The sequence below is a fragment of the Bacillus sp. FSL K6-0042 genome, from assembly GCF_038006685.1.
GTDB lineage: Bacteria > Bacillota > Bacilli > Bacillales > Bacillaceae_G > Bacillus_A > Bacillus_A pseudomycoides.
On sequence record NZ_JBBOVS010000001.1, the window covers coordinates 998,294 to 1,020,956 of the forward strand.

Consider the following 22,663-nt stretch of genomic DNA (forward strand, 5'->3'; position numbering starts at 1 on the left):
TACTACATTCAATTTTAATTTTACGTTTTTATAAAAAAGCTTCATCCAATGCTTTTTTTACAGCTTCTCCCCTTCCTGATACTTGAAGCTTCATATAAATAGAAGAAGCGTAATTTCTTACAGTTCCTTCCGATAAGAATAGCTTTGCTGCAATTTCTTTATAGCGAAGCCCTTCTTTGAGACAACCTAATACATCCATTTCACGGGGAGTCAATTCATAAGGAAGCTTTTTCGGTATTGGACTATATTCTTTAAATAAACGATTCGCTATGTCATGGGACAACATCGTCCCTCCTGAGTTCACTAACTGAATAGCAGCTACTAACTCTTTTGGTTGAACGGATTTAAGAACATACCCCTCAACTCCCGCTTCAATTGCTTCAGAGGCACTAGAAGTTTCTTCAAAAGTTGTCACCATGATTACTTTGGTACCTGGCCATCTATGTTTGATTTCCTTCGTTGTTGTAATCCCATTCATCTCAGGCATTTGTATATCCATAAGAACAACATGTGGTTGCTTTTCTTCACATTGTTTTAAAGCCTGTACTCCACTATTCGCAACAGATACGCGAAAACCGTATTCCCTCAATAAAAGCTCTAAGCTATCCGAAATGATAGGTTGATCATCTACTATTAATATGCGAATCTCATCTTGCACAAATGATTCCTCTTTATGTAAACCAGGAATGATACAGGTTATAATTGTTCCTGCATTCTTAGTAGAATCAATACTCAAGCTCCCTTGATATTCACTTAGCCGTTCTCTCATTCCCGATAGACCAAATCCCTCTTGTATGACTTCCATTCCGATACCATCGTCTTGTATTTGAAGCATTACATGATTTTTATGATATTGTAAAAGTACTTGTATCGTTTCTGCTCCCCCATGTCTTGTTGCGTTTGTCATTGCCTCTTGTAAACAACGACAGAAAATCCTCTTCAACTTTTTAGCAATTGGATAATATCCTCCAACTGTACGAAATACTACCTGAACATTTGTAGTACTTTTAAACTCTTCTATTAAGTTCAATAAAGACACATCTAGATTTGATTCTTCTTGAGGATCCATTTCATGAACCTGTCTTCGAATATTATCTAATGCAGATCGTGATATATCTAATATTTCTTGTAACTTTTCTTTTCCCTCTTGCGTTGTTAGATGTGGTCGTAATGTTTCCATACTCAATATAACCGAAGTAAATTTATAACCTATCGTGTCATATAATTCTCTTGCCATCCTATCTCTTTCTTCAAGCAAAGTTATTCTTTCTACTTGGGACGAGTATTGTTCTAAAATCGCATTCTTATCTTTAATCAAATTCAATTTTTGCTTAATAGCATCCATAGAATAAACAGCTCTTTGTAGTAAATGCCCTACACCATATATAAAAAGAACATCAAATATACTTAGAAGCAGCTTATTGCGATTAAACCCAAAATTAAAGAAAACTCCCAATACATAGATAATTATCATTGCAGGTAATGCATAGAAGTTTACTTTTCCACGGCAAAAAAATGCAAGCGTTAAAATTGCAGGAGATAAAAATTGAGCCAAATGATACGTATATGCAAAATAAAGTGAAAGTCCCCCCACTAAAATAATTTCTGTTACTACATATAACTCACTTTGTAATTTATATAATATGACAGGTATGACATAAGACAAAAATGTACTTATAAAAACAATCTCAAGTGGAAAGTTTGGATTATCTTGATATGTCAAAGTAACAATTGCAACAATCCAAGTAATCCGAATGAGTATTATTCCCCATTCCTGCCAAAGTAACTTATTTTTTATGTCGTTCAACTTTCATATGCCCCCCTATCCAAATGAACATTATATATATATTCCCTGTTTTTCCTATATTTTCATTTTCATCATAGCAAGGTTATGACACTTTGTCACTGCCTTATATTACATTCTTTTTGCTATGTTAGTAGCCGAAAGGTATCACTAATATTAAGGGAGTGAACAAAATATGTGTATTTTAAAAGTACAGAACTTAACTAAGAAAATTGGAAAGTGCACACTTGTTAATCGAATATCATTTGATGCTCAAAAAGGAGAAATTCTTGGTCTTCTAGGCCCAAATGGCGCTGGAAAAACAACTACAATTAAAATGATTGTTGGCTTGATCTCTAAAACCAGTGGAACAGTCACAATTAACAAAAAAGACACAAGCAAAGACTTTAAAGAAGCTATGAAACATGTTGGAGTGATTGTTGAGAATCCTGATTTATACAACTTTTTATCTGGCTATGATAACCTCCTTCACTTCTCTAGAATGACACCGAATGTTCCTAAAGAACGTTTAGATGTAGTTATTTCTTTAGTTGGGTTAGAAAAAAGTATTCATAATAAAGTTTCCACTTTTTCTCTCGGGATGAAACAACGGCTTGCTCTTGCAATCGCTTTAGTTCACAAACCTTCCCTTCTCATTTTAGATGAACCTACTAATGGGCTGGACCCTCAAGGCATTCGTGATTTAAGACTTCATTTAAAGCAACTAGCCGCAGACGAAAATGTAGCAATTGTTGTTTCAAGCCATCTAATGGCCGAAATGGAAATGATGTGTGATCGCATCGCTATTTTAGACAAAGGAAATCTAATTGGTATACATGATATAAAGGATATTACAAAAGAACAGATACAATCTGTACAATTTGAAGTAGATCGGACAGACTTAGCAATCCCACTCTTACAAAAATTAGTAATAGGTGAAGAAATCATAACAAATCAAAATGTCCTTACGATCAAAATAAGTAAAGAACATATACCTGCAATTTGCGATACATTAGCCAAAAATGGAGTGAATGTTTATGGTGTTCAAACCATTAAAACAACTTTAGAAGACAAATTTATTGAAATGACTGGAGATGGAGTGCACAATGATTAATCTAATAAAAAATGAAAATATGAAAATTTTCAAACGAAAAAGAACTTGGATTATGGTAGGTGTTATAGTTGTATTTATTTTCATTCAATTCCTAAACGTAAAGCTTTCCAGCCAAGTTAATTATGGGGATGACTGGAAGATATCTCTTATTGAAGAAAATGCATTACTTCAAGTTGAAAAAGAATCTCTAAAATTACCTATTGAAAAAATAGAAAATGAAAAAAAACTTTTACTAAATAATTATTACATTGACAGTAATATAAAGCCAACAAACAATGCATGGTTCTTTACGATTGGACAAAGTACAAATTTTTTAATAGCTCTCTCCATTCTTACACTCATAATAGCTGGTGAAATTGTTGCAAGTGAATTTCAATCCGGTACAATTAAATTTTTATTAACACGAACCGCTACTCGCACACAAATATACTTTTCTAAATATATTTCTACTTTATTATTTGGATTTTTCTTAATCGTAATAACGTTCCTTCTTTCCATTCTATTTAGTGGCATTCTTTTAGGCTTTGATGGAATAAATGGTGAATACTTATTTGTCAAAGATCATGCCGTTCAAAAAACAAGCGTCCTTCAGGCACTAATTGGTAGCTTATTATTTAAGATGCCTTACTTAATTATTGTTGCAACTTTAGCATTTATGATTTCAGCGACGTTTAAAAGCACTACATTCTCTATCGTATTTTCTCTTTTAGTAGCAATTGCGGGTTTTGTCATGAGTATCTCATTAAAAGGTTTCAGCTGGACAAAATATTTCATCTTCTCTCATACGGATTTATCAAGTTTCGTATATGAGAATCCCCCTGTAGAAGGCATGACTTTCAGTTTTTCTATACTATTTATCTTAATTCATATATTCATCATGCATGGAATTGCATACCCCATATTCGTAAAAAAAGATGTCGCTTAAATTTTTTATTAAAGACTGGAGGAAAATACATTGAAAAAAAGATGGATTAAATTCTGTATATTAATAACTCTTATACTTACTGGTTGTTCAAATTCCGAAGGTGAAACAATGGAACAACAACTAGAGCTACCCACTACTGATGTTAAAACTTTAAAACTAGATAACCGTAACGGTAATATCCATATTTCAACAAACCTTAAATCAGATAAAATAGAAGCTTCTATTACTGCAAAGGCTAAAGGTATCAGCATGGATAAATTAAAACTAGATCTTTCAGCCAAAAATGGAATTGCAACTTTAAACACTTCTTTTGATGGACAATTTTTTAGCAATAGCGAAACTTGGGTTGATGTCAAACTATCATTACCTAAAAACATAAAAGTTGAATTTAAAAAAACTCATAGAGACGGCGATATCAGAGTCTCTAACCTCGATTCAGATATAAATATACTTAATGTCAACGGTAATATTGACATTTCCAACGTTAATGGAACTGTCAGTGTAACAAATAGAGATGGAAATGTAGATATTGTGCATACAAAGTCTGACATTAATCTTGATAATAACAACGGCAAAGTCGCTATTAAAGATATAAAAGGATCTATAAGAGCCAAAATTGGTGATGGTTCAGCCGATATCAATAATATCGAAAAGAATGTTACCATCTTAGGTGCAAAAAGCGATAAAATAAAAGTACATAATGTTACAGGGAAAATAACTTTTAATAAATAAAATTGATTTACTTATACAGGATAAAAACCAACCGCATTTTTTAATAATTCGGTTGGTTTTTTCTTAAATACGTTAGATAATTTCTAAATATTCAATCATCTATATTTAAATAATCCCAATCACATTCAAAAAGACAATGACAATTGCGATCGGCGCAACATATCGAAGCAAGAATGCCCAGCAAGTGAATAATGCTTTCCCGTAATTACCGCCAACAAAAAATTCTGCTTCTAATACCTTTTTCTCCATTTTAAATGAGACGAAAATACTAATAAACAAAGCTCCAAGTGGCATTAAAATATTACTAGATAAAAAGTCTACCGCATCAAAAATATTTTTACCGAAGATTGTAATATCATTCCATACACCAAATGAAAGTGCAGATGGGATACCAACTAAGAAAATTAAAAATCCAATGATCCATGACAATTTCTTTCTTCTTTCTTGCTGTCCATTCGCTAGTGCTGAAACAACCGTTTCAAGTAGTGAAAACGCAGATGTTAATGTTGCAAATGTGAATAGTGCAAGAAATACTGTTAAGAAAAAGCTACCAAATGGAATTTGACTAAAAACTGAAGGTAACACAATAAATAGTAACCCTGGTCCTTCTGTCGGTTTCATTCCTAGTGAAAATACTGCTGGGAAAATAGCTAGACCAGCGAATAAAGAAACAAATAAGTTTAGTCCAACAATTGTTACCGCTGAACGTGGCAAACTTTCTTTTTTATTTAAATAAGAACTATACGTGACCATGATGGATATCCCAATGCTAATAGCAAAGAATGATTGCCCCATTGCAAACAAAATACTTTCTGATGTGATTTTTGAGAAATCCGGCTGTAAGAAGAATTTGACTCCTTTCATCGCATCATCAAGTGTTAAAGAGCGTACAATAAGAGCAACAAATAAAATGAACAATGCTGGTAACATATATTTACTCGCTTTTTCGATTCCGTTTTGTACCCCTTTTGATACAACCCAAATCGTAATAAACATAAAAGCAAAATGGCCAACAATTGCCCAAACTGGATCCCCAATTGTTTCTGTAAATAGTGAACTATAATTTTGCTGCGGTATAATCAGTTGCCCAGTTATCCCTCTGAATAAATAGATTAATACCCAACCACCAACAACACTATAAAATGATAACAAAATAAAACAGGTTCCAACGCCAAGACGTCCAATCCAATGCCAGCCTGTATTTGGTGCGATACTTTTAAATGCTCCAATTGCTTGCTTTTGTGTACTGCGCCCTATCATAAATTCAGCTATCAATAACGGAAGACCTATTAATACCGTAAACAATATAAAGATTAAAAAGAATGCTCCTCCCCCGCTCTTTCCAGCAATATAAGGAAACTTCCATATTGCCCCAAGTCCAATTGCCGATCCTGCTGCAGCCATTATAAAACCTAATTTCGAAGTCCACTGCTCCGTCTGTTTCATCCTATTTTCCTCCTAATTACATCTTTTTATATTAATAAATAAATATTATTGACCAATCCAAATAAAACCTCCATTTCTTCCTATATATAATAAAAAATGGCCCAGCATCTCTTTATATAAAGAGACGCTAAGCCATTTACTTAACGCGGTACCACCCTTATTGATTCCATTATGAATCCACCTTAGCAGTAATCGTTTGATTACAAACCTGTTATCGAAGGTTAACCGTTAAGATTTACTAAGAATTAGACTTCTGTTCCACCTTACTGCTCCTAGGCGAGTTCAGGATGTCATTTGACTATGTCACACCAACCCATAGCTCTCTTTACAAACACATGACCTTACTACTCCTATTCAACGCACTCTAATATTCTGAATATAATTTCTTTTGAAATTACTACGAATTATATCGGTTATATTTATGACTGTCAAGTAAGTTATTTATTTTTTTGTCGAAAAAGAGGTTTTTTAAAAAAATATGTTTCTTTATCATTCGATCTATTTTCATTATCATTGGCATTATTTCTATTTGTGGCTTACCAAAATTATTTTTAGGAGTATCTCAAAAACCATTAACTATACAAGGAATGGAGCCCCCGCCATTATTACAATTTAATATGAGTCAATACGTAGACTCAATACTAAACGTCATCTCTTCTTTATTTAATCCCACTAAAATAACTTACAAAGTTAGTTCTAACTTTCAATCACCTGACCTTGACTTATTTCCATATTTACTTGATTCTTATCTACATACATTACCAATTATGATCGGCGCTTTCCTAGTCGCCTCTATCACTAAAAAAGAATCTTCGCAACAAGCGCGAAGATTCTTTTCACTTTATGGTATGAGACGCGTACAATCTCTTGGAAATGCACCTGCTTCCCGAACATTCGATAATTCTAGAAACTTATATACAAGTCTTTCAAGTCCAATTCCAAATCCCCCATGCGGCGGACAACCATACCGGAATGTATCGATATATGACTGGAATTTTTCATAATGTAATCTTTTTTCTTTAAAAGAAGTAAGTAACATATCGTACTCATGAATTCGCTGCGCACCTGATGTAATCTCTAATCCTTTATACAATAAGTCAAAAGAGTCCGTAACAGCTTGATTTTCTTTATTCGGCATCGTATACATCGGCCTTGCTTCTTTCGGATAATGTGTGATAAAGACAAAATCACTACCGTATGTTTCCTTCACATATTTTCCAAGTAACTTTTCACCTTCTGTATCTAAATCCCCTACCGGTGATCCTTTTCGATACTTTGTTTTCAAAATACGCTGCGCCTCTGCCAGTGTAACCTTTGGAATTTCCGTAATGATAGGAACCGTAACTTGCAATAGCTGTAATTCTTTTTCACACTTTTGTTCTACCTTTTCAAACATATAATGTAGAACATCCTTTTCTAATTCCATCACTTCATAAAAATCTTCAATAAAACCGATTTCTACATCGAGTGATATATATTCATTCAAATGACGGGAAGAGTTATGATGTTCAGCACGATAAACAGGGGCAATTTCAAAAACACGTTCCAATCCACCTGCGACCATCATTTGTTTATAAAACTGTGGAGATTGAGCTAAATACGCTTCTTTTTGGAAATATGGAAGCTTAAAAACATTTGCTCCCCCTTCTGCTCCTTGCGAAACAATTTCCGGTGTAAATACACGTGTGAAATCGTTCTCTATTAAAAAATCACTAAATGCCTGTACGAGCGTAGATTGAATCGTAAAAATGGCTTGTATCCGTTCATGCCGAAGCGATATGACGCGCTCATTTAACATTTGATCTAAACCAACTTGTAACTTTCTTTTATTCACTTCAAAAGGAAGTGGCTCAGAAGTATTTAACACTTTTACTTCTTCTACAAGCAGTTCCACACCTAATTCTGTTTTTGTGGTTTCCACAATTTCACCAATAATTTGAACAACACTTTCTACGTCTACTTTATATCCCGCTAATTCTTTTTCTAACACGCATTGAATAACACCTGTTCGGTCACGTAATAATAAAAAACTGATATTCCCCAAATGACGAATTTTTTTCACCCAACCTTGTAGTAAGACCACCTTTTTACTAGCTGTTTTACATTCACAAACGAGTGACCGCTTCATTGTTTGGTCCATTATTTTTCCCTCCCATGTTCTCATATTTATTTGCATGATTGTTGTCATCATCATCATCCACGGCCACTCACCTCCTTTCAAAGAATACAAAAATCCGCCCCTATAAATAGGGACGGATTTTTCCGCGGTACCACCCAAATTGTCATACTGACCATCTTAAACCTGATAACGGTAGGTACCGTTTGCTTTTACTAATCTTCACGTTCAAAGCAACGCTCACAGGTGTCTTTCCATCATGCGGTATCGCAATCTTTTCAGCAGTCGATTGCTCTCTGTAGACCCTTACATGATGTACTTTTCCTATTCATCACTTTTTATATTTACAGAGTATTCTATTCCTTTAAGAGAGAAAATGCAAGATGTTTTTTCTTTATTTTCTGATTTCAATCTCAAGTCCATTCTGAAACAATTTCTTCTAATGTCATTCCTCGCGAACCTTTCACTAAAACAACATCAGTTTAGTTTGCCAATTCTTCAAGTTCTTTTGCATCATGACTTCCCCTCCCACTCAGAAAGAAACTATTTCATTACATAGCAATTTGTTTTCCTAGGCATATTATTAGTAAATTTCTTCTGGAGGTCTATACATGAGAAAAATTATAAGTTTCTTACTCTTACTATTATGCACGATAATGACAAATCAAGCATACGCTTATTCCCCACAATCATTACCCATCTCACAGAATTCAAAACAATGGAAAGTCAATATTGACGAAGTAAAGAAAACAGACAAAAACATGTTACCACCTAAAAAAGGTGTTTTTCACACGTATCACTTCTCAGTACAAAATATCGGAAAAGATGAAGTATATAACGTCCAAGTAGAAGTATTCCGAAATGAATCAAACACGGAAACAAAATATGAACTATTTTCTTTAAAAGAAGCTCGATTAGCAAGTGGGAAAACAGGGTTTGAACATGCGAATTTTCCTGTTTCCGTAAAAACAAGCGAAGTAGATGTCATGATTACATGGCAAGAACATCCTTTCCGTGCAATGCGAAATGGTCAAAAAGTTGAGGGAAGAAAGTTTAAAGAACATTTTGTTTTTAAGGGATCTCAAAAATAAAATTCTTCTACTAGATTAGAAAAGATTCCTTGCAATAATCATATCTGTATCTTCAAACTCATAAAACAAATATATTAAATGTAAAATTGCGTTGTTCTTTCTAAAAAATATTAGGAAAGAATGACGCTTTTTTGTATCATTCTTTTTTCCTTTAAAACTCTAACTACCTTTCAACTTCTCAGCATGGCTCCATCAAATGACCTTAATGCATAGTATTCGATTTAGCATGCAGGAAAAATCAAAGTCAATCACTAATAACCAGTATGTAATGAAAAAATACTGATTAAAATTCATCTTATAAGTGGAGGTTTACGATTATGACTCATACCAATTATGCACTAACAACAGGAAAAACAGAGCTAGTGGTTATCATTGGGGGCGGTATTGGAGGATTACTAACTGCAAGAGTACTTTCTACCTACTATAAAGAAGTGCTTATAGTCGATAAAGATGCTTTTCCAGAAAGACCTAACAATCGCTCTGGCACTCCACAAGCCTTCCATCCACATCGTTTTACCCAGCGTGGTAAGTTAATTACAGAACGACTCTTTCCAGGCTATGAAAATGATTTAGTAGCACAAGGTGCACCCTCAGTACTAAACAAAACCATCCATAACATGAATCAATACGGTACGATAGAAATGCAATATCCACGGAATGATGTCAAATTCAGTAGAGCTTTGCTTGAATGGACACTTCGTAAACAAGTACAAAAAATTTCTAATATTAGTTTTCTCACAAATCATAACGTAATTGGTTTATTAATGACGATTGATCAAACAACTGTTACAGGCGTCCAAGTCTCAGAACGCGGAAAATCTGAACAAGTACGAACACTAAATGCTGATTTGATAGTTGATGTTAGTGGTCGTTCCTCTAAACTCGTAAATTGGCTTCAAGATCAGGGTTATGATGTGCCAGATTCAGATCGCTTGAAAGTCTCCCTTGGATATAGTACTCGCCGCTATAAGGTTCCCTCCCACCTACTACATCTCACAGAAAAATGGGACACAATCAATATTGCAGGGCAGCCCACTAACGGAACTTTTACAGGCGTCTTTTCCTTTATTGAAAATAATATTGCCGAGGTATTACTCTATAGTCCAGGTGGACATTATCCTCCTACAAATTCTGAAGAGTTTGAACAGGCTATTTCCCAGCTCCCAAGTCCGATAATTGGCGAAATTTTGCACGAATTTGAACCGATATCCTCTCCCCGGAGTTATCGTGTCCCAGAACTGTTTCGTCATCACTTTGAACAAATGAATCGATGGCCCTCGGGATTGTTAGTTTTGGGAGACGCATTCTGTATTTACGATCCAATTTTCGGTCAAGGAATGACCGTTGCTGCAATTGAAGTAGAAGTACTCGAGTCCTGCTTGCAAGAACAACAAAATAATCCTACTCCTTTTTTTGAACAAAGAGTTCTCAAAAAAATGCAGGATGTAATCGAACCAGCTTGGTGGCTCAATTGCGCTACCGATTTGCAGTGGAAAGGTATAGAATATGTGAGTTCACAACAATTAAAAGGGATTTCTTTTGGCCAAAAATATATGGATTTATTTCTTAAATATGCCACAACCGAACGTGATTTCAAATTATACGGAATGTATTGGGCAGTAAACTCATTAGCAATCTCACCACATACTATATTTGATCCACAACTAGTAAAGACCATTCTCACTTCATCTAATGAAGGGCAGCACTTCCTCGATGAACTTTTACTAACCTATAATCAATCATTAGAAGAAGTATTAAATCAAATTGTACCTAATTTCTCTCAAACAGCCTTTGCGTCAGTAAATCAATAAACCTGTAAAGCTCCTAAATTAATAGAAAGTTAAATTTACATTTTTGATAGTAGGTACAAATAAAAAATGAAAACCCGACATATCATCAATTATGTCGGGTTTTCATTCTTATTCATATTCTTAATTTGTACTGATTCCTCTTGCCGCCCAAATCCGATCAATTTCCGCTGCATGTTGCCCACCATATAGAAGAGCATCTGCTTGTTTAATCGCTTTTGCCCCATCACGGAATTTAGCATTTGGCGTTAATGACCAGTGCGATTGTAAAATGATTTTTGTGGCTACATCACGGCCAAAGGATTGTGCCATTTCATACTCTCCTTGGGACCAAATTTCTCCGTCTGCATGTACTTCATTTTGCACATCTCTTGGGTACACCTTATTATTATCTAATCGACGCAAACATGTTGGGTTTGAACTTGAATAAGAAGTCGCATCCCATTCTCCTACACATGCTTTTCCATATCCTGTAGTTGATGTAGCATCTTCATAAGTTGCACCTAAGAAATCTCCAAATCCTTCTCCCATCGCCCCACCTTCTGGAGAACTACCAAAACCCGGAACTTGATTATCTTGAATCGAATGCCCATATTCATGTGCGATGATTCCCGCATCCTCAGCATCATCTACTCCACCAGTTCCGAATGTTAAATCTTTCGTTGACGGAGAGTAGAAAGAATTATCATCTCTCGTTCCGTTCACATTTACTTTAATAGAACGATTGTTAATGTTCTTAAATCCTATTTGTTGAATGTAACGTTGTAAAGTATCAATATGATAATATGCCATTACATCTTCAAAACTATCATTTGAACGTGTGTAATTAAATTGAAGAGTTGAAGATTTTGTTTTTGCCTTTGAAGAAATTGTGACATAATCTCCAACTAAAAAGCCCGTTCCATTTAAACCTTTTAAAGTAACTGTTTTTAATTGATTATTTAATGCCGCTGAATCTGCATCATTATTATCCTTTAACCCTGTTACACTGCCGCTTGTTACGACAGGATTAGGCAAGAATACTTTGCCTGTTCCCTCCGCTTTACGGTTTATATCTACCTTTTTTAGTAGCTTTCCATTTTCAGCGTCAATGAATGTTTCCCATGCACCAAATGGTTGATTAGAGTGAACTACAACTCGGTATACAGGAATGGCAACTCCCTCTTCAATCATATAGCCAAATTCTTTCATCGTTGGAGCCCATAAATTTTGTTCACTTTCTCCACCAACATATGCCTTTGATTTTTGCTCTGCATCTTTTTCACTAATTTTTTGCTTTATTTCTTTCACATTTTGAACAGGTTGATAATCAGAAACGGCAAGCATTCCTTGTCCAGTTCCATTTAGTGTAACGGTTACCTGTCTTGAAAATACGGGGGAACCATTTACTACTTGTTGAAATCTAACATATGATGCTACCTGTGTATCAGTAGTTGAAATATACTGTAGGTCTGATAGATCTGGCTTTAATGAATATTGCGCGGCATTCGCTTTTAAATATTCGACTGCTTTTCCTTGAGGAGAATACCGGTCTATCTTTACTTGTTTCTCTTCTACCGCTGAAGCAGTAGTAGATATTGTGCCTAACACTAATGGTATTGCTGTAGCGATTGCCACTACTCTTTTTTTGAACATTAGAACCACTCTCCACTCTCTTAATAAATTTTGAATGTACGAGTAATTCTATAAGGCTTATTATATTACCTTTCTCTTTTTTAAATTAATAGATAACGTAATATTTTCTCAATATTTGTGTATCAAAATGATAAATACTTTCGAAAGATATAACTCACTATTAGTAGAAGGTTATAATATTTAATTATTAATCATACGTAATCCAACGGTCTTTTACGGGTAGTTGATCCCACGCCTAACTTCTTTGCTTTTGCTGAATTTTGAGGTGAGGATCTTACTGCTCGTTAAGCGGGATTAAAAAACGGGCTATTTTTTACCTAACGATAGGTTGAAAAACATTTTAATGAATGCTATTCTGAATATAATCTTACATGTTAGGAGGCTCAATTATGAGTAAAAGTGAGGAAACCCTTTCTGCAATAATCGAGGCAAGTTATCGTTTATTTGCGGAGTATGGAATCGCTAAGACCACATACACAATGATTGCCGAGGAAGTCGGAATCGCAAAACCATCTATTTATTATTACTTTAAATCTAAAGATGCATTAATTGAAGGTTTATTTGATGAACTATGTCAAGCAGTTCCATTTTCAACCTTCTTTAAGACTGATGAATTTACAAAGAGCAATTTCATTGAAAAATGTATTGAAATTGGTGTAAACATAATCGATGAACAAGATAAAGATCCTTATTTTAACCGTGTCCTACAAGAATACTTGTTACTTGCATCTAGAAATAACAATTACAATGAACGGCTCCTTTCCATACAAAGAGAATATTTAAAGGGATTTGAAGCACTTCTTACTAAAGCAAATTCATTGCAGCTTATTGAGGATGATAATCTGACAGCCAAAGCTCATATGCTTGCATTGGTACTTGATAATATAGGGAATTTCATGATGTTTGATACGAATATGGACTATAAACAAATATGGGTTGAAGCTGTGCACAGCATATTTAAAGGACGTGTTTCCCATGGTTCTCGTTCTTCTTAGTTGGTATGTTGATTGGACGAATGGATCTTCATGATCATAAAATTAGAAAAAAACTATTAATATTCAGTCTAACCATTACATTAACTGCTGAATTCTTATCAAAAGCATTGACTTACTTTTTTATCCCCCATATCGGAAAAGAAGCTTCTACCTTTTTATTTAATACAGGACCTATTTTACCAAACATTTTATACATCTTATCTGCCACCGGATCTTCTTTAATAATCTTGATCCTTTGCTTATTTATTATTGAAAGGCATGAAACAAATTGGTTTATTGGGACCATCGTTAAAACCGGACAATTAACTTTAACTCATTATGTAAGTCACGTCATTTTAGGCATCGGAACATTGATCCTTTTAAACAGACTTGAAAATCAATCTTTATCTTTCGTATTAATATTCGCTATCTGTTTCTTCATTTTTAGTATATTATTTAGTGGTTTATGGAGAAATAAATTTTCTAGAGGACCTATAGAGTGGGTTATGAGAAAGATCACTGGATAAGTTATTAATTTATCACCCTTTTTCCACATATAAGGAAATGACGAATAACATTATGTAATAAATTACTGATAACACGTACTATTTTTCACATGGCATAATCCAAAGTTGAGGTAATGTATCGGAGACTTGCACTTTTAATTCGATACGTTTGTTCGCTAATAAGACCGAATGAGCTTCTAATACCTCTTAACAGAAATCTGTCCACATGTGTTAAACTTGGATGAAAATCTCCTTGTCCACTTTCTAACTTTGAATGATCAAATAAATCGTTATATTTCTTTTAAATAATAATAGTTAATTCATGCTTGATTTGAATAAGCATCTCAATAGTAATGAGATGCTTTTTTTTGTCTGAGGAAATCATCAGTTTCTTTATTCATAACATTCCTAAAATCGTTTCTGTATGATTGACTGACAGATGTTCCATGATGTTAAGTCACGATATTAATTAATATTGTTTAACGTCATTTGCTCGATTACAATGCATCTTTTTCTTCTCAGCTTCTTCTATATTCCATTCATCTCCCCAAAAAAGTGTAACTGTATCTTCAGCTTGCAAATTTTGATAAGCGTCTACTCTCTCTGTAACCCCATTATCAATTATATTTAACTCATCATTTAAGTTAATTATTGAAGGTTCAAATTCCTTTTCTGAATCATTTCGCTTATTAGTAGTCATACAACATCTCTCCTGTATAATGAAATGCTTACCATACACAACGATAGTATTTCTATTTTATGTAAGCTTATACCTTTACGAACACTTGATTACGTATCTGTATGAATTATTTAAGGGCTTCTATAATTCCTCCATATACTTTTGTTTCGGTGAACATCATTCTATACTCCATATCTATTCTCCCTTTCTACTCAAATGAAGTTTTGATTTAGTATGTTTCATTTATACCCCTCGGTTCTGATTAAAATAGCCTTTTTGTTTAAATTTATACACAGTTTATATACAATTCAGACACATTTAACATGATGAGTTTCTGAAAATTGGTGGTAATATTAACTTGTTGAAAACGACATGTTTCGACAAATACAAATAGCCCTCTTTACCCCTGAATCCCTGCTCGACATTCCGCAGGGATTCTTGTAGTTTTTTACGATCCATTCTCAAGTTACTTTTGTAAAAAATCCGAACTTTCCATCTATATCCTATTTTTTATTTAGCTAGCTGGACTCAGTTTAATACGAACCTTTTTCTCACCTAACGAAATTTCATCATCTTCTTGTGACAATGCTTTAAACGTAAATTGTTTTACTAATAAATTTTCTTCTAATAAATCTTTATGCTTTGTTAGAGTGTTTTGTAATTCATCCTCTGTATCCAAAATAACATCTACTCGTAAATTAACTGGTAAATTCAATTGTTTTCGATACTCTTGAACAGCTCGAATAAATTCTCGCGCCACTCCTTCTTGTAATAGTTCATCTGTCACATTCGTATCTAACATTACCGTATATTGTCCATTTGTAGTATTAGAAAACCCTACTTTGGGTACTTGTTCTACTAATACATCTTCAAGCGTTACAACAACTTCTTCCCCAGATACAAGCTTACACAATGCTTTTTCAGTCGAAACAAAGTTTTGTACTTCTTCTTGCGATAATTGTTTTAGCCATTGATTTACAGCGTTAACGTTCTTCCCGAACTTCGGTCCTGCAGTCTTAAAATCGAGCTTTAATTGGTACGATGTATACTGTGTTTCATCTAATTCTACATGAAATGCTTTTACATTCAGTTCATCCATAACAATATCACGATAGGATTCCCAGTCCACTTTCTGCTCATGGTGCTCAAGTAATACAAGCTCTGCTAATGGTTGCTTCACTTTTAATCCATGCTGATTTCGGTTGCTACGTCCCAGCTCAACAACTTGTAAAACGGCATTCATTTCTTGCTCTAACTTGGTTTGAATAAGCTTTTCATCCGCTGTTGGATAATCTGTTAAATGAACACTATTTCCTTCTAAGTTAAGATGAATATCTTCCGCGACAAATGGAGTAAACGGAGCAAGTAATTTACTAAGCGTAACAAGCACTTCATGAAGCGTTTCATATGCAGCTGCCTTTTCAGGATTCATGCCAGACTCCCAAAAACGATTGCGCGAACGTCTTACATACCAGTTACTAACCTCATCTACAAGAACCGCAATTTCACGCGCTGCATTTGTAAATTGATACTCGTCTAATGCATTTCTTACTTGTTTCACTGTACTATGAAGACGTGATAATACCCACTCATCTAATTTCGTCCGCTTGACCTCATACTTTTCTTTTGGGTTGTATTTATCTAAGTTTGTATATAAAACATAGAAGCTATATACATTCACAAGTGTATCTACAAGTTTTGACTTCGCCTCTTGCACAGTTCTTTCAGAAAAACGCTTTGCATTCCAAGGTGCACTATCAACAAGAAGTGCCCATCTTAATGCATCTGCACCAAATTTCTCGACTAATTCTACTGGATCTAATGCATTCCCTTTACTTTTAGACATTTTCTGTCCTTGTTCATCTAACACATGCCCAAGAGATAATACACGTTTGTATGGTACTTTTCCGGTATATAAAGCCGCTACTGCTAATAAACTATAAAACCAACCACGCGTTTGATCGACACCTTCAGCGATTACATCAGCTGGAAATTGTTCCTCAAAAAGCTCTTTATTTTCAAACGGATAATGATACTGTGCAAATGGCATCGAACCGCTATCAAACCAAACATCGATTACTTCTGGCGTACGAGTCATCGAACTACCGCATTTTTCACAGCATACCTTCACTTCATCTACATACGGTTTATGCAGTTCCAAATTTTCTGCTGTATGCCCTACGCTATGTTTTCTCAATTCATCGATGCTCTTCGGTGCAAATTGATGATCACAGTTTTTGCATTCCCATACGTTTAACGGTGTTCCCCAGTATCGTTTTCGGCTAATATTCCAGTCCACCATATTCTCTAAAAACTTTCCAAATCGCCCATGTTTCATATGATCTGGATACCATGTGACTGTATTATTATTCTTTAAGAAAGTCTCTTTGATCTCAGTTGTCCGAATGAGCCAGCTTTCTCCAGCATAATACAAGAGTGGTGAATCACAGCGCCAGCAATGCGGATAACTATGTTCATATTTTTCTTTAGAGTATAGCAAGCCTTCCTGCGCTAAATAACGAACAATATCAACATCACATTCTTTCACAAACTTCCCTTGTAAAAATGGAACAGCTTCCGTATACTTACCTTGTTCATCCACAACATGAAGGAATGATAATCCTTGATTCTGTACAACTTTATAATCATCTTCTCCATACGCTGGCGCGATATGAACAAGCCCCGTACCACTATCTCCCGTAACAAAGTCTGCCGAAATAACACGATAGCCATTCGTAACTTCATTCATAGGAAATGGTGCTGCATATGAAGTACCTACTAATTCTTCTCCTTTATGGATAGACAATACTTGATAATCTTCTTTTAATACATTGCTTGCTCGCTCTTTTGCAACAACATAAACGGCCCCGTCTTTCTCTGCTTTCACATATTCCATATTCGGATGTACAGCAAGTGCTACATTGGCTGGAAGAGTCCATGGCGTTGTTGTCCATCCAAGAAAGTATTCATTTTGACTATTCAATACTTTAAACTTTACCGTTGCACTTAAATCTTTTACTGTTTTATATCCTTGCGCTACTTCATGTGAACTAAGTGATGTTTGACAACTTGGACAGTATGGTGAAACTCGGTGTCCTTTATATAGCAGCCCTTTTTCATGAATCGTTCCAAGAATATGCCATACACTTTCGATATAAGGATTCTCCAACGTTACGTACGGGTCATCCATATCGACCCAATATCCGATGCTCTCAGTAAATTCACGCCACTGCTTCTCATACGTAAATACACTTTCCTTACATTTTTGAATAAATGGTTCAATTCCGTATTCTTCAATCTCATGTTTACCAGAGATACCAAGCTGTTTTTCAACTCCTAATTCTACGGGTAATCCGTGTGTATCCCAGCCAGCTTTTCGAAGTACTTTATATCCAGTCATTGTTTTATATCTCGCTACTAAATCTTTAATCGTCCGTCCGAGCGCATGCCCCACGTGCGGCAGTCCATTTGCAGTTGGTGGCCCCTCATAAAAAACGAAAGATTGTGCGCCTTCACGATTTCGAATGGATTGTTCAAAGATATTCTGCTTATTCCACTGCTTGCGAATTCGTGTTTCTCTCCCTACAGCTGATTCTTTTACATTTACCTTCTCCATTTACAATCACTCCTTTGAAAATTTGTAAAAGCACACAAAAAACCCGTCCCTATAAATAGGGACGGGTTTACCCGCGTTACCACCCTAATTCTATTAGCATCTTAACTAATAGCACTTAGCAACGTACTAACATACGCGTTCTTTGTAACGGTAGACATCCGTCCGAGCTTACTTTATTCAGCCACGGCTCCTCGGAGATGATTTTCAAATAAAGTCTGTACACCGGCTTTCAGCATGGCACCGGCTCTCTGGGGAACAGTACAATATTTTACTCTTTCTCGTCTTCAGATTTGTATACTTTTATTAACAGTTATTTTATTCCATGAAACAGATAATTGTCAAACAATTAGAAAATATATTTTTATTTTCGGCCCGTTTTTCGAATTTTATACATCGCAAAAGTTTGCTATTGCTTTATTGCTTGATTGCTTGATTGCTTGATTGCTTGATCGTATTGTCCAAGAGATTCATATAAAATACCAGCATAACAGCCATACTCGGTAATATCCGCTCTTTCTTTTTCTAGTTTTCTTAAAAATGCTATCCCGCGTTGTATAAATAGTGTTCCTTCAATTCTATTTACATACTCTTCTAAAATATTTGCTATATTATTTTTCAAGCAGCGAATACCATCTTCCAACTTCGACAACGCTATCTTTAATTGTTCTTCATTAGCCCCTAATTCAATTTCAGCATCCCATAATACCATCCCTGCATTCATTAGAAACTCATCATTTTGTTCAAATTTCTTTTCCATACTGAAAATATAATGCTTTGCATCATTATACTGTCCTTTTGCCATATAAATTTGAACTAAACCAAAATGAGAATAAACGTCCCTATTATTCTCTTCTAAAGCACGTTTATATATTTTTTCAGCTTCTTCAAATTCATCATGTTGAAAATGCAAATCCCCTAATCGAGTATATAATGATGATGATTCTTCACAATTTTCGATGCCCTGCGATAAAATTTCTTCTGCACTCTTCTTATCTTCTAGATCTGATTCATATATTTCCGAGAGTTTCACATATGAATATGGTACCGTTTTGTCTAATTGAATTGCGATGCGAAGTCCTTTGATTGCTAAATGCAATTTCTCCATTTGATGCGCACATTTGGCTCTTTCATACCATATATGTGCTTCATACTTATATTCTTTCAATAAATCATTAAACACCTCATACGCTTCCTCATAACGCCCTAAATCCATTAAAATCAAACCATGATTTACAAGAACAAACCTGTCAGGATGACGTTGCAATGCAATTTTTGACATTTTTAATCCCTGTTCAGACTGATCTATATACATATATGATAATGCTAGAAAACTCCATGCGATTGGCTGATCGGCATCTAATTGTAGCGATGAATGGAAACTAGAAATTGCTTCTTTATACTCTTCTTCCTCTAAACAATAACGCCCATGTATAAAATGATACAATGATTGATTATTCTTTTTCTTGACACTTCGCAAGATATCACTAGCCCGCTCCATATCTTGAATACGGATAAAGCATTGTGCACTATGCAACTTAACAAAGTCTGAACCTGGATATCTTTCTATTAACCTTTCCGCACAAAAAAGAATAAATTCCTGATTTACTTCAACATCCATATGTTTGATTGTGTATAACCACGTGTAAGGATTTTCACTTGTCTCTTGCAAAAATGATACGAGTTTTTCAATCCCTTTTTTATCCTGTTCTTCTAAATGATCTGTCAGAGAGAATAGCTTTCGGAAGTATACATCTTCCTCTTCTACTAAAAATGACAATTGTTCCTTTTTCTCCTTAGGAACAAATACGATAGATAAACCATCGGTGTAGCGATATCTTTCCTGTAACTTCTCATATTCAACAAAAAGCGGTTCCAAGAAATTAGGATCTTGAACAAAAAAAGATTGTAACTGATCATCATATCCAGAAAGAACTTGAACATGGGATGCATGTTCAATATCTATACTTAATAAAACCGGAATATTTTGATCGAGTAATGATTTATAGTTCTTTTCGTTCCCCTTGAAATAACGACAAACATAGCCCAATTCTTCTAAATAAGTAACCGTATCTGAAAATTTCGATCCTGTTACATCAAATATATGATTTGCGACTTCATCTTGTGTACGACTTTCTCCCCATAAGCGAAGCATCATTTCCAAGCTCGCTGGAACACAATAATTATCTTTTTGTACGATTGGTACTAATGGTAATCTTACTTTTTTCCCATTCGGGTATTTTTCTATATTATGATATAGTGACTCCTTTAAACATACTTCCGTTTTTAATAGAGCAAGTAACTCCTCGTTCTTATTCATTTTATACAATGCTTCTGCACGTAAATATGTAAAATAGGCTTTATACGAATGGTACGGTAATATCTGATCGATTTTATCTATTACAGTTAACATTTCCTCATAACACTGTAAATCTAGTAAATGTTTCACCTTTTCGAAATAAAAATACGGTACTTGCGGAAACTGATCTATCGCATCATTAATCAATTGCAATGCTCGTTTCTGTTCACCTTTATATGCATATAGCTGTGATAATAAATAAACCGCTAGTTCTTCATTTTCCTTATGTTCCATCCCAGCTAAAAGTGAGTGCTCCGCTTCCTTCCATTCTCCTATTTGTATATAAAAATAGCCCCATTTACCAAAGACTGGACGTGTACTATAACTCTCAGCTTTTTTCATATATTGGAATGCTTCTTCATTTCGTTTCATTTCTAAAAGGCATCTTACTAATGTAAAGTAGGCTTTTGATAAAATATCAGAATCTATTTGTTCTGCCTTTATATCGTCCAAAGCATCTTTTAATAACTTTTCAGCATCAAGTACTTTTCGGTCATCAATTAGCTCATCACAATATAAAGAGAGCGTTCTCATATTTGGAAATTTTTTATATGAATAGCGAATTAGGAAGGCACTATATTGATGCATAAGCCCTTCATCTGTAAGACGGATTAGCGTATCAAATTCTTCATGCCCTGAAATCGAAGAAAGCCACGCCTTCACATAGGAGAACGTATTGGTTTCTTTTATATGTGCAATTTCGTTATTTACATCCTGTAATCCATCTACAAATCGTTTCTCCTTCAAACACATCTCTAATCGCCTAAATTCTAACATGTATTCACCTCAAGTAATTATTTTTAATTCTATCGGTAAGTAGTATTCTTATCTACTTGCTTAGATTCTACACAGCTTATATCATGTATTCAATAAAAATCTTATATAAATCTTGAAAATAGGCAATATTATTTAAATTATTGTTTAAAAATAAGAAAAGCGACTCTATTATTCGGACTTGCAAATAGTTTCTGGTTGCTCGTACTCGCAAGAATGCTACAAGGTATATCTGCAGCGGCAACATGGACAGCTGGATTAGCACTTCTAGCAGATGTGTTCCCTCTGCAAGAACGCGGAAAGGCCATGGGTCTCGCTTTATCGGGACAAGCAGCTGGGATGCTCCTTGGTCCAACAATCGGCGGGGCACTTTATCAATGGGGAGGGTATCATCTTCCCTTTATTATAGCTGCCAGTATTGCACTCATTGATGGTATATTACGAATAACATTACTTCATAATGAACCAACATCCAGCTCAAACCAACGAATTAGCTATCGATCTATCTTGAATATGCGTTCCCTATTTATTATGATCGGTATTATTATTCTAGGATCGGCCTTACCTAGCGCTTTAGAGCCAACTCTTCCTCTCTACTTACAAGACACCTTACACCTTAGCCCTGGGACAATCGGACTCCTATTTGCCGTTCCAACTCTCGCATATGGATTTACCGCACCAATCATTGGCACACTTTCAACTAAAATTGGCAGAAAACAAACGATGGCAGTAGGCATAGCTTTGGCTGCTTTATGTTTCCCATTTACAGTGATTGTTTCTCATACCGCCCTTGAAATATTTGTACTTGCTATCCTTGGAATTAGTTTTAGCCTTTTACTCGCACCTGCTTTACCAGAACTTACATATCTCGCAGACAAAAATGGAGTTCATGCATATGGAATACTTTTTACAATCTATAATACAGCCTACTCAATTGGTATGTTTTTCGGACCGATGCTTAGCGGAAGTTTATCCGATTTATTTGGATTAACAAATACTTTCTACATATTCAGTGTTCTTCTTTTATGTTATCTGTGCTTGTTTTTGTGGAAAATGAAAAAACAAAATTAGGTTATAGCCATGAAAAGATACAACACTTTAATAAACA

At 34.8% G+C, this 22,663-nt stretch carries 13 protein-coding genes, 3 pseudogenes and 3 other annotated features; of the genes and pseudogenes, 8 read left to right on the plus strand and 8 right to left on the minus strand.

Translation table 11 applies throughout. From position 1 onward, the window contains the following. Positions 1–28 precede the first annotated feature (28 nt). Entirely contained in the window at positions 29–1,807 is a 1,779-nt protein-coding gene (locus MHH45_RS05260; RefSeq protein ID WP_088093897.1) for a helix-turn-helix transcriptional regulator, read from the minus strand. Between the two features lie 172 nt (positions 1,808–1,979). Here MHH45_RS05260 and MHH45_RS05265 point away from each other — a divergent pair, with 172 nt between their 5' ends. Genes MHH45_RS05265 through MHH45_RS05275 form a run of 3 tightly spaced genes read left to right on the plus strand, consistent with a single transcriptional unit; the run spans position 1,980 to position 4,554 of the window. Continuing rightward, the gene (locus MHH45_RS05265; RefSeq protein ID WP_088093896.1) at positions 1,980–2,897 is read left to right on the plus strand and encodes an ABC transporter ATP-binding protein; all 918 of its coding nucleotides are present in this window, start codon (positions 1,980–1,982) and stop codon (positions 2,895–2,897) included. Beyond that, positions 2,890–3,822, plus strand: coding sequence for an ABC transporter permease (locus MHH45_RS05270; protein ID WP_088093895.1), 933 nt, complete (start codon positions 2,890–2,892; stop codon positions 3,820–3,822). Before MHH45_RS05265 ends, MHH45_RS05270 begins: the two co-directional genes overlap by 8 nt. 30 nt (positions 3,823–3,852) lie before the next feature. Next, positions 3,853–4,554, plus strand: a complete 702-nt coding sequence (locus tag MHH45_RS05275) for a DUF4097 family beta strand repeat-containing protein (RefSeq protein WP_016131365.1) — start codon at positions 3,853–3,855, stop codon at positions 4,552–4,554. A gap of 105 nt (positions 4,555–4,659) precedes the next feature. On the opposite strand, the gene MHH45_RS05280 is transcribed toward MHH45_RS05275, so the two are convergent. Together MHH45_RS05280 and aspS are read right to left on the minus strand one after the other, a co-directional pair. Beyond that, the gene (locus tag MHH45_RS05280) at positions 4,660–6,000 is read right to left on the minus strand and encodes a sodium-dependent transporter (RefSeq protein WP_016131364.1); all 1,341 of its coding nucleotides are present in this window, start codon (positions 5,998–6,000) and stop codon (positions 4,660–4,662) included. Positions 6,001–6,117: 117 nt separating this feature from the next. Beyond that, positions 6,118–6,367, minus strand: a binding site (T-box leader). A 474-nt stretch (positions 6,368–6,841) separates the two neighbouring features. Further along, a complete protein-coding gene (gene aspS, locus MHH45_RS05285; RefSeq protein WP_016131363.1) occupies positions 6,842–8,140 on the minus strand; it encodes an aspartate--tRNA(Asn) ligase in 1,299 nt (432 codons plus the stop codon). A gap of 105 nt (positions 8,141–8,245) precedes the next feature. Next, positions 8,246–8,457: a binding site (T-box leader), on the minus strand. A gap of 270 nt (positions 8,458–8,727) precedes the next feature. Here aspS and MHH45_RS05290 point away from each other — a divergent pair. Then, complete coding sequence (locus tag MHH45_RS05290; RefSeq protein WP_016114678.1) at positions 8,728–9,207, plus strand: hypothetical protein; 480 nt, start codon at positions 8,728–8,730, stop codon at positions 9,205–9,207. Positions 9,208–9,524: 317 nt separating this feature from the next. Further along, the gene (locus MHH45_RS05295) at positions 9,525–11,018 is read left to right on the plus strand and encodes an NAD(P)/FAD-dependent oxidoreductase (protein WP_016114677.1); all 1,494 of its coding nucleotides are present in this window, start codon (positions 9,525–9,527) and stop codon (positions 11,016–11,018) included. 120 nt (positions 11,019–11,138) lie between these two features. On the opposite strand, the gene MHH45_RS05300 is transcribed toward MHH45_RS05295, so the two are convergent. Beyond that, on the minus strand, positions 11,139–12,650 hold the full coding sequence (locus tag MHH45_RS05300) for a M36 family metallopeptidase (protein ID WP_016114676.1): 1,512 nt from the start codon (positions 12,648–12,650) through the stop codon (positions 11,139–11,141). A gap of 389 nt (positions 12,651–13,039) precedes the next feature. Here MHH45_RS05300 and MHH45_RS05305 point away from each other — a divergent pair, with 389 nt between their 5' ends. Both MHH45_RS05305 and MHH45_RS05310 read left to right on the plus strand, forming a co-directional pair. Next, positions 13,040–13,645 carry a TetR/AcrR family transcriptional regulator gene (locus MHH45_RS05305; RefSeq protein WP_016114675.1) on the plus strand — a complete coding sequence of 202 codons (606 nt, stop codon included), beginning with the start codon at positions 13,040–13,042 and terminating at the stop codon, positions 13,643–13,645. Further along, positions 13,621–14,151, plus strand: a pseudogene (locus MHH45_RS05310) (DUF418 domain-containing protein); the annotation flags it as partial. The gene MHH45_RS05305 and the pseudogene MHH45_RS05310, both read left to right, overlap by 25 nt. 22 nt (positions 14,152–14,173) lie before the next feature. Here the strand turns inward: MHH45_RS05310 and MHH45_RS05315 are convergent. From MHH45_RS05315 to MHH45_RS05330, 4 genes and pseudogenes are all read right to left on the minus strand, one after another. Next, positions 14,174–14,422: pseudogene (locus tag MHH45_RS05315) on the minus strand (sensor histidine kinase); the annotation flags it as partial. Between the two features lie 177 nt (positions 14,423–14,599). After that, on the minus strand, positions 14,600–14,830 hold the full coding sequence (locus tag MHH45_RS05320) for a hypothetical protein (protein WP_016114674.1): 231 nt from the start codon (positions 14,828–14,830) through the stop codon (positions 14,600–14,602). A 493-nt stretch (positions 14,831–15,323) separates the two neighbouring features. Beyond that, a complete protein-coding gene (gene ileS, locus MHH45_RS05325) occupies positions 15,324–18,425 on the minus strand; it encodes an isoleucine--tRNA ligase (protein WP_016114673.1) in 3,102 nt (1,033 codons plus the stop codon). A 54-nt stretch (positions 18,426–18,479) separates the two neighbouring features. Continuing rightward, positions 18,480–18,719, minus strand: a binding site (T-box leader). Between the two features lie 115 nt (positions 18,720–18,834). Continuing rightward, positions 18,835–21,558: pseudogene (locus MHH45_RS05330) on the minus strand (tetratricopeptide repeat protein); the annotation flags it as partial. Between the two features lie 150 nt (positions 21,559–21,708). On the opposite strand from MHH45_RS05330, the gene MHH45_RS05335 reads away from it, so the two are divergent. Beyond that, complete coding sequence (locus tag MHH45_RS05335) at positions 21,709–22,626, plus strand: MFS transporter (RefSeq protein ID WP_255255001.1); 918 nt, start codon at positions 21,709–21,711, stop codon at positions 22,624–22,626. Positions 22,627–22,663: the final 37 nt, after the last annotated feature.

Coding starts and splice junctions, on each gene's coding strand:
- MHH45_RS05265 (WP_088093896.1), top strand. CDS start 1,980: ATGTGTATTTTAAAAGTACAGAACTTAACTAAGAAAATTGGAAAGTGC.
- MHH45_RS05270 (WP_088093895.1), top strand. CDS start 2,890: ATGATTAATCTAATAAAAAATGAAAATATGAAAATTTTCAAACGAAAA.
- MHH45_RS05280 (WP_016131364.1), bottom strand. CDS start 6,000: ATGAAACAGACGGAGCAGTGGACTTCGAAATTAGGTTTTATAATGGCT.
- aspS (WP_016131363.1), bottom strand. CDS start 8,140: ATGGACCAAACAATGAAGCGGTCACTCGTTTGTGAATGTAAAACAGCT.
- MHH45_RS05290 (WP_016114678.1), top strand. CDS start 8,728: ATGAGAAAAATTATAAGTTTCTTACTCTTACTATTATGCACGATAATG.
- MHH45_RS05295 (WP_016114677.1), top strand. CDS start 9,525: ATGACTCATACCAATTATGCACTAACAACAGGAAAAACAGAGCTAGTG.
- MHH45_RS05300 (WP_016114676.1), bottom strand. CDS start 12,650: ATGTTCAAAAAAAGAGTAGTGGCAATCGCTACAGCAATACCATTAGTG.
- MHH45_RS05305 (WP_016114675.1), top strand. CDS start 13,040: ATGAGTAAAAGTGAGGAAACCCTTTCTGCAATAATCGAGGCAAGTTAT.
- MHH45_RS05320 (WP_016114674.1), bottom strand. CDS start 14,830: ATGACTACTAATAAGCGAAATGATTCAGAAAAGGAATTTGAACCTTCA.
- ileS (WP_016114673.1), bottom strand. CDS start 18,425: ATGGAGAAGGTAAATGTAAAAGAATCAGCTGTAGGGAGAGAAACACGA.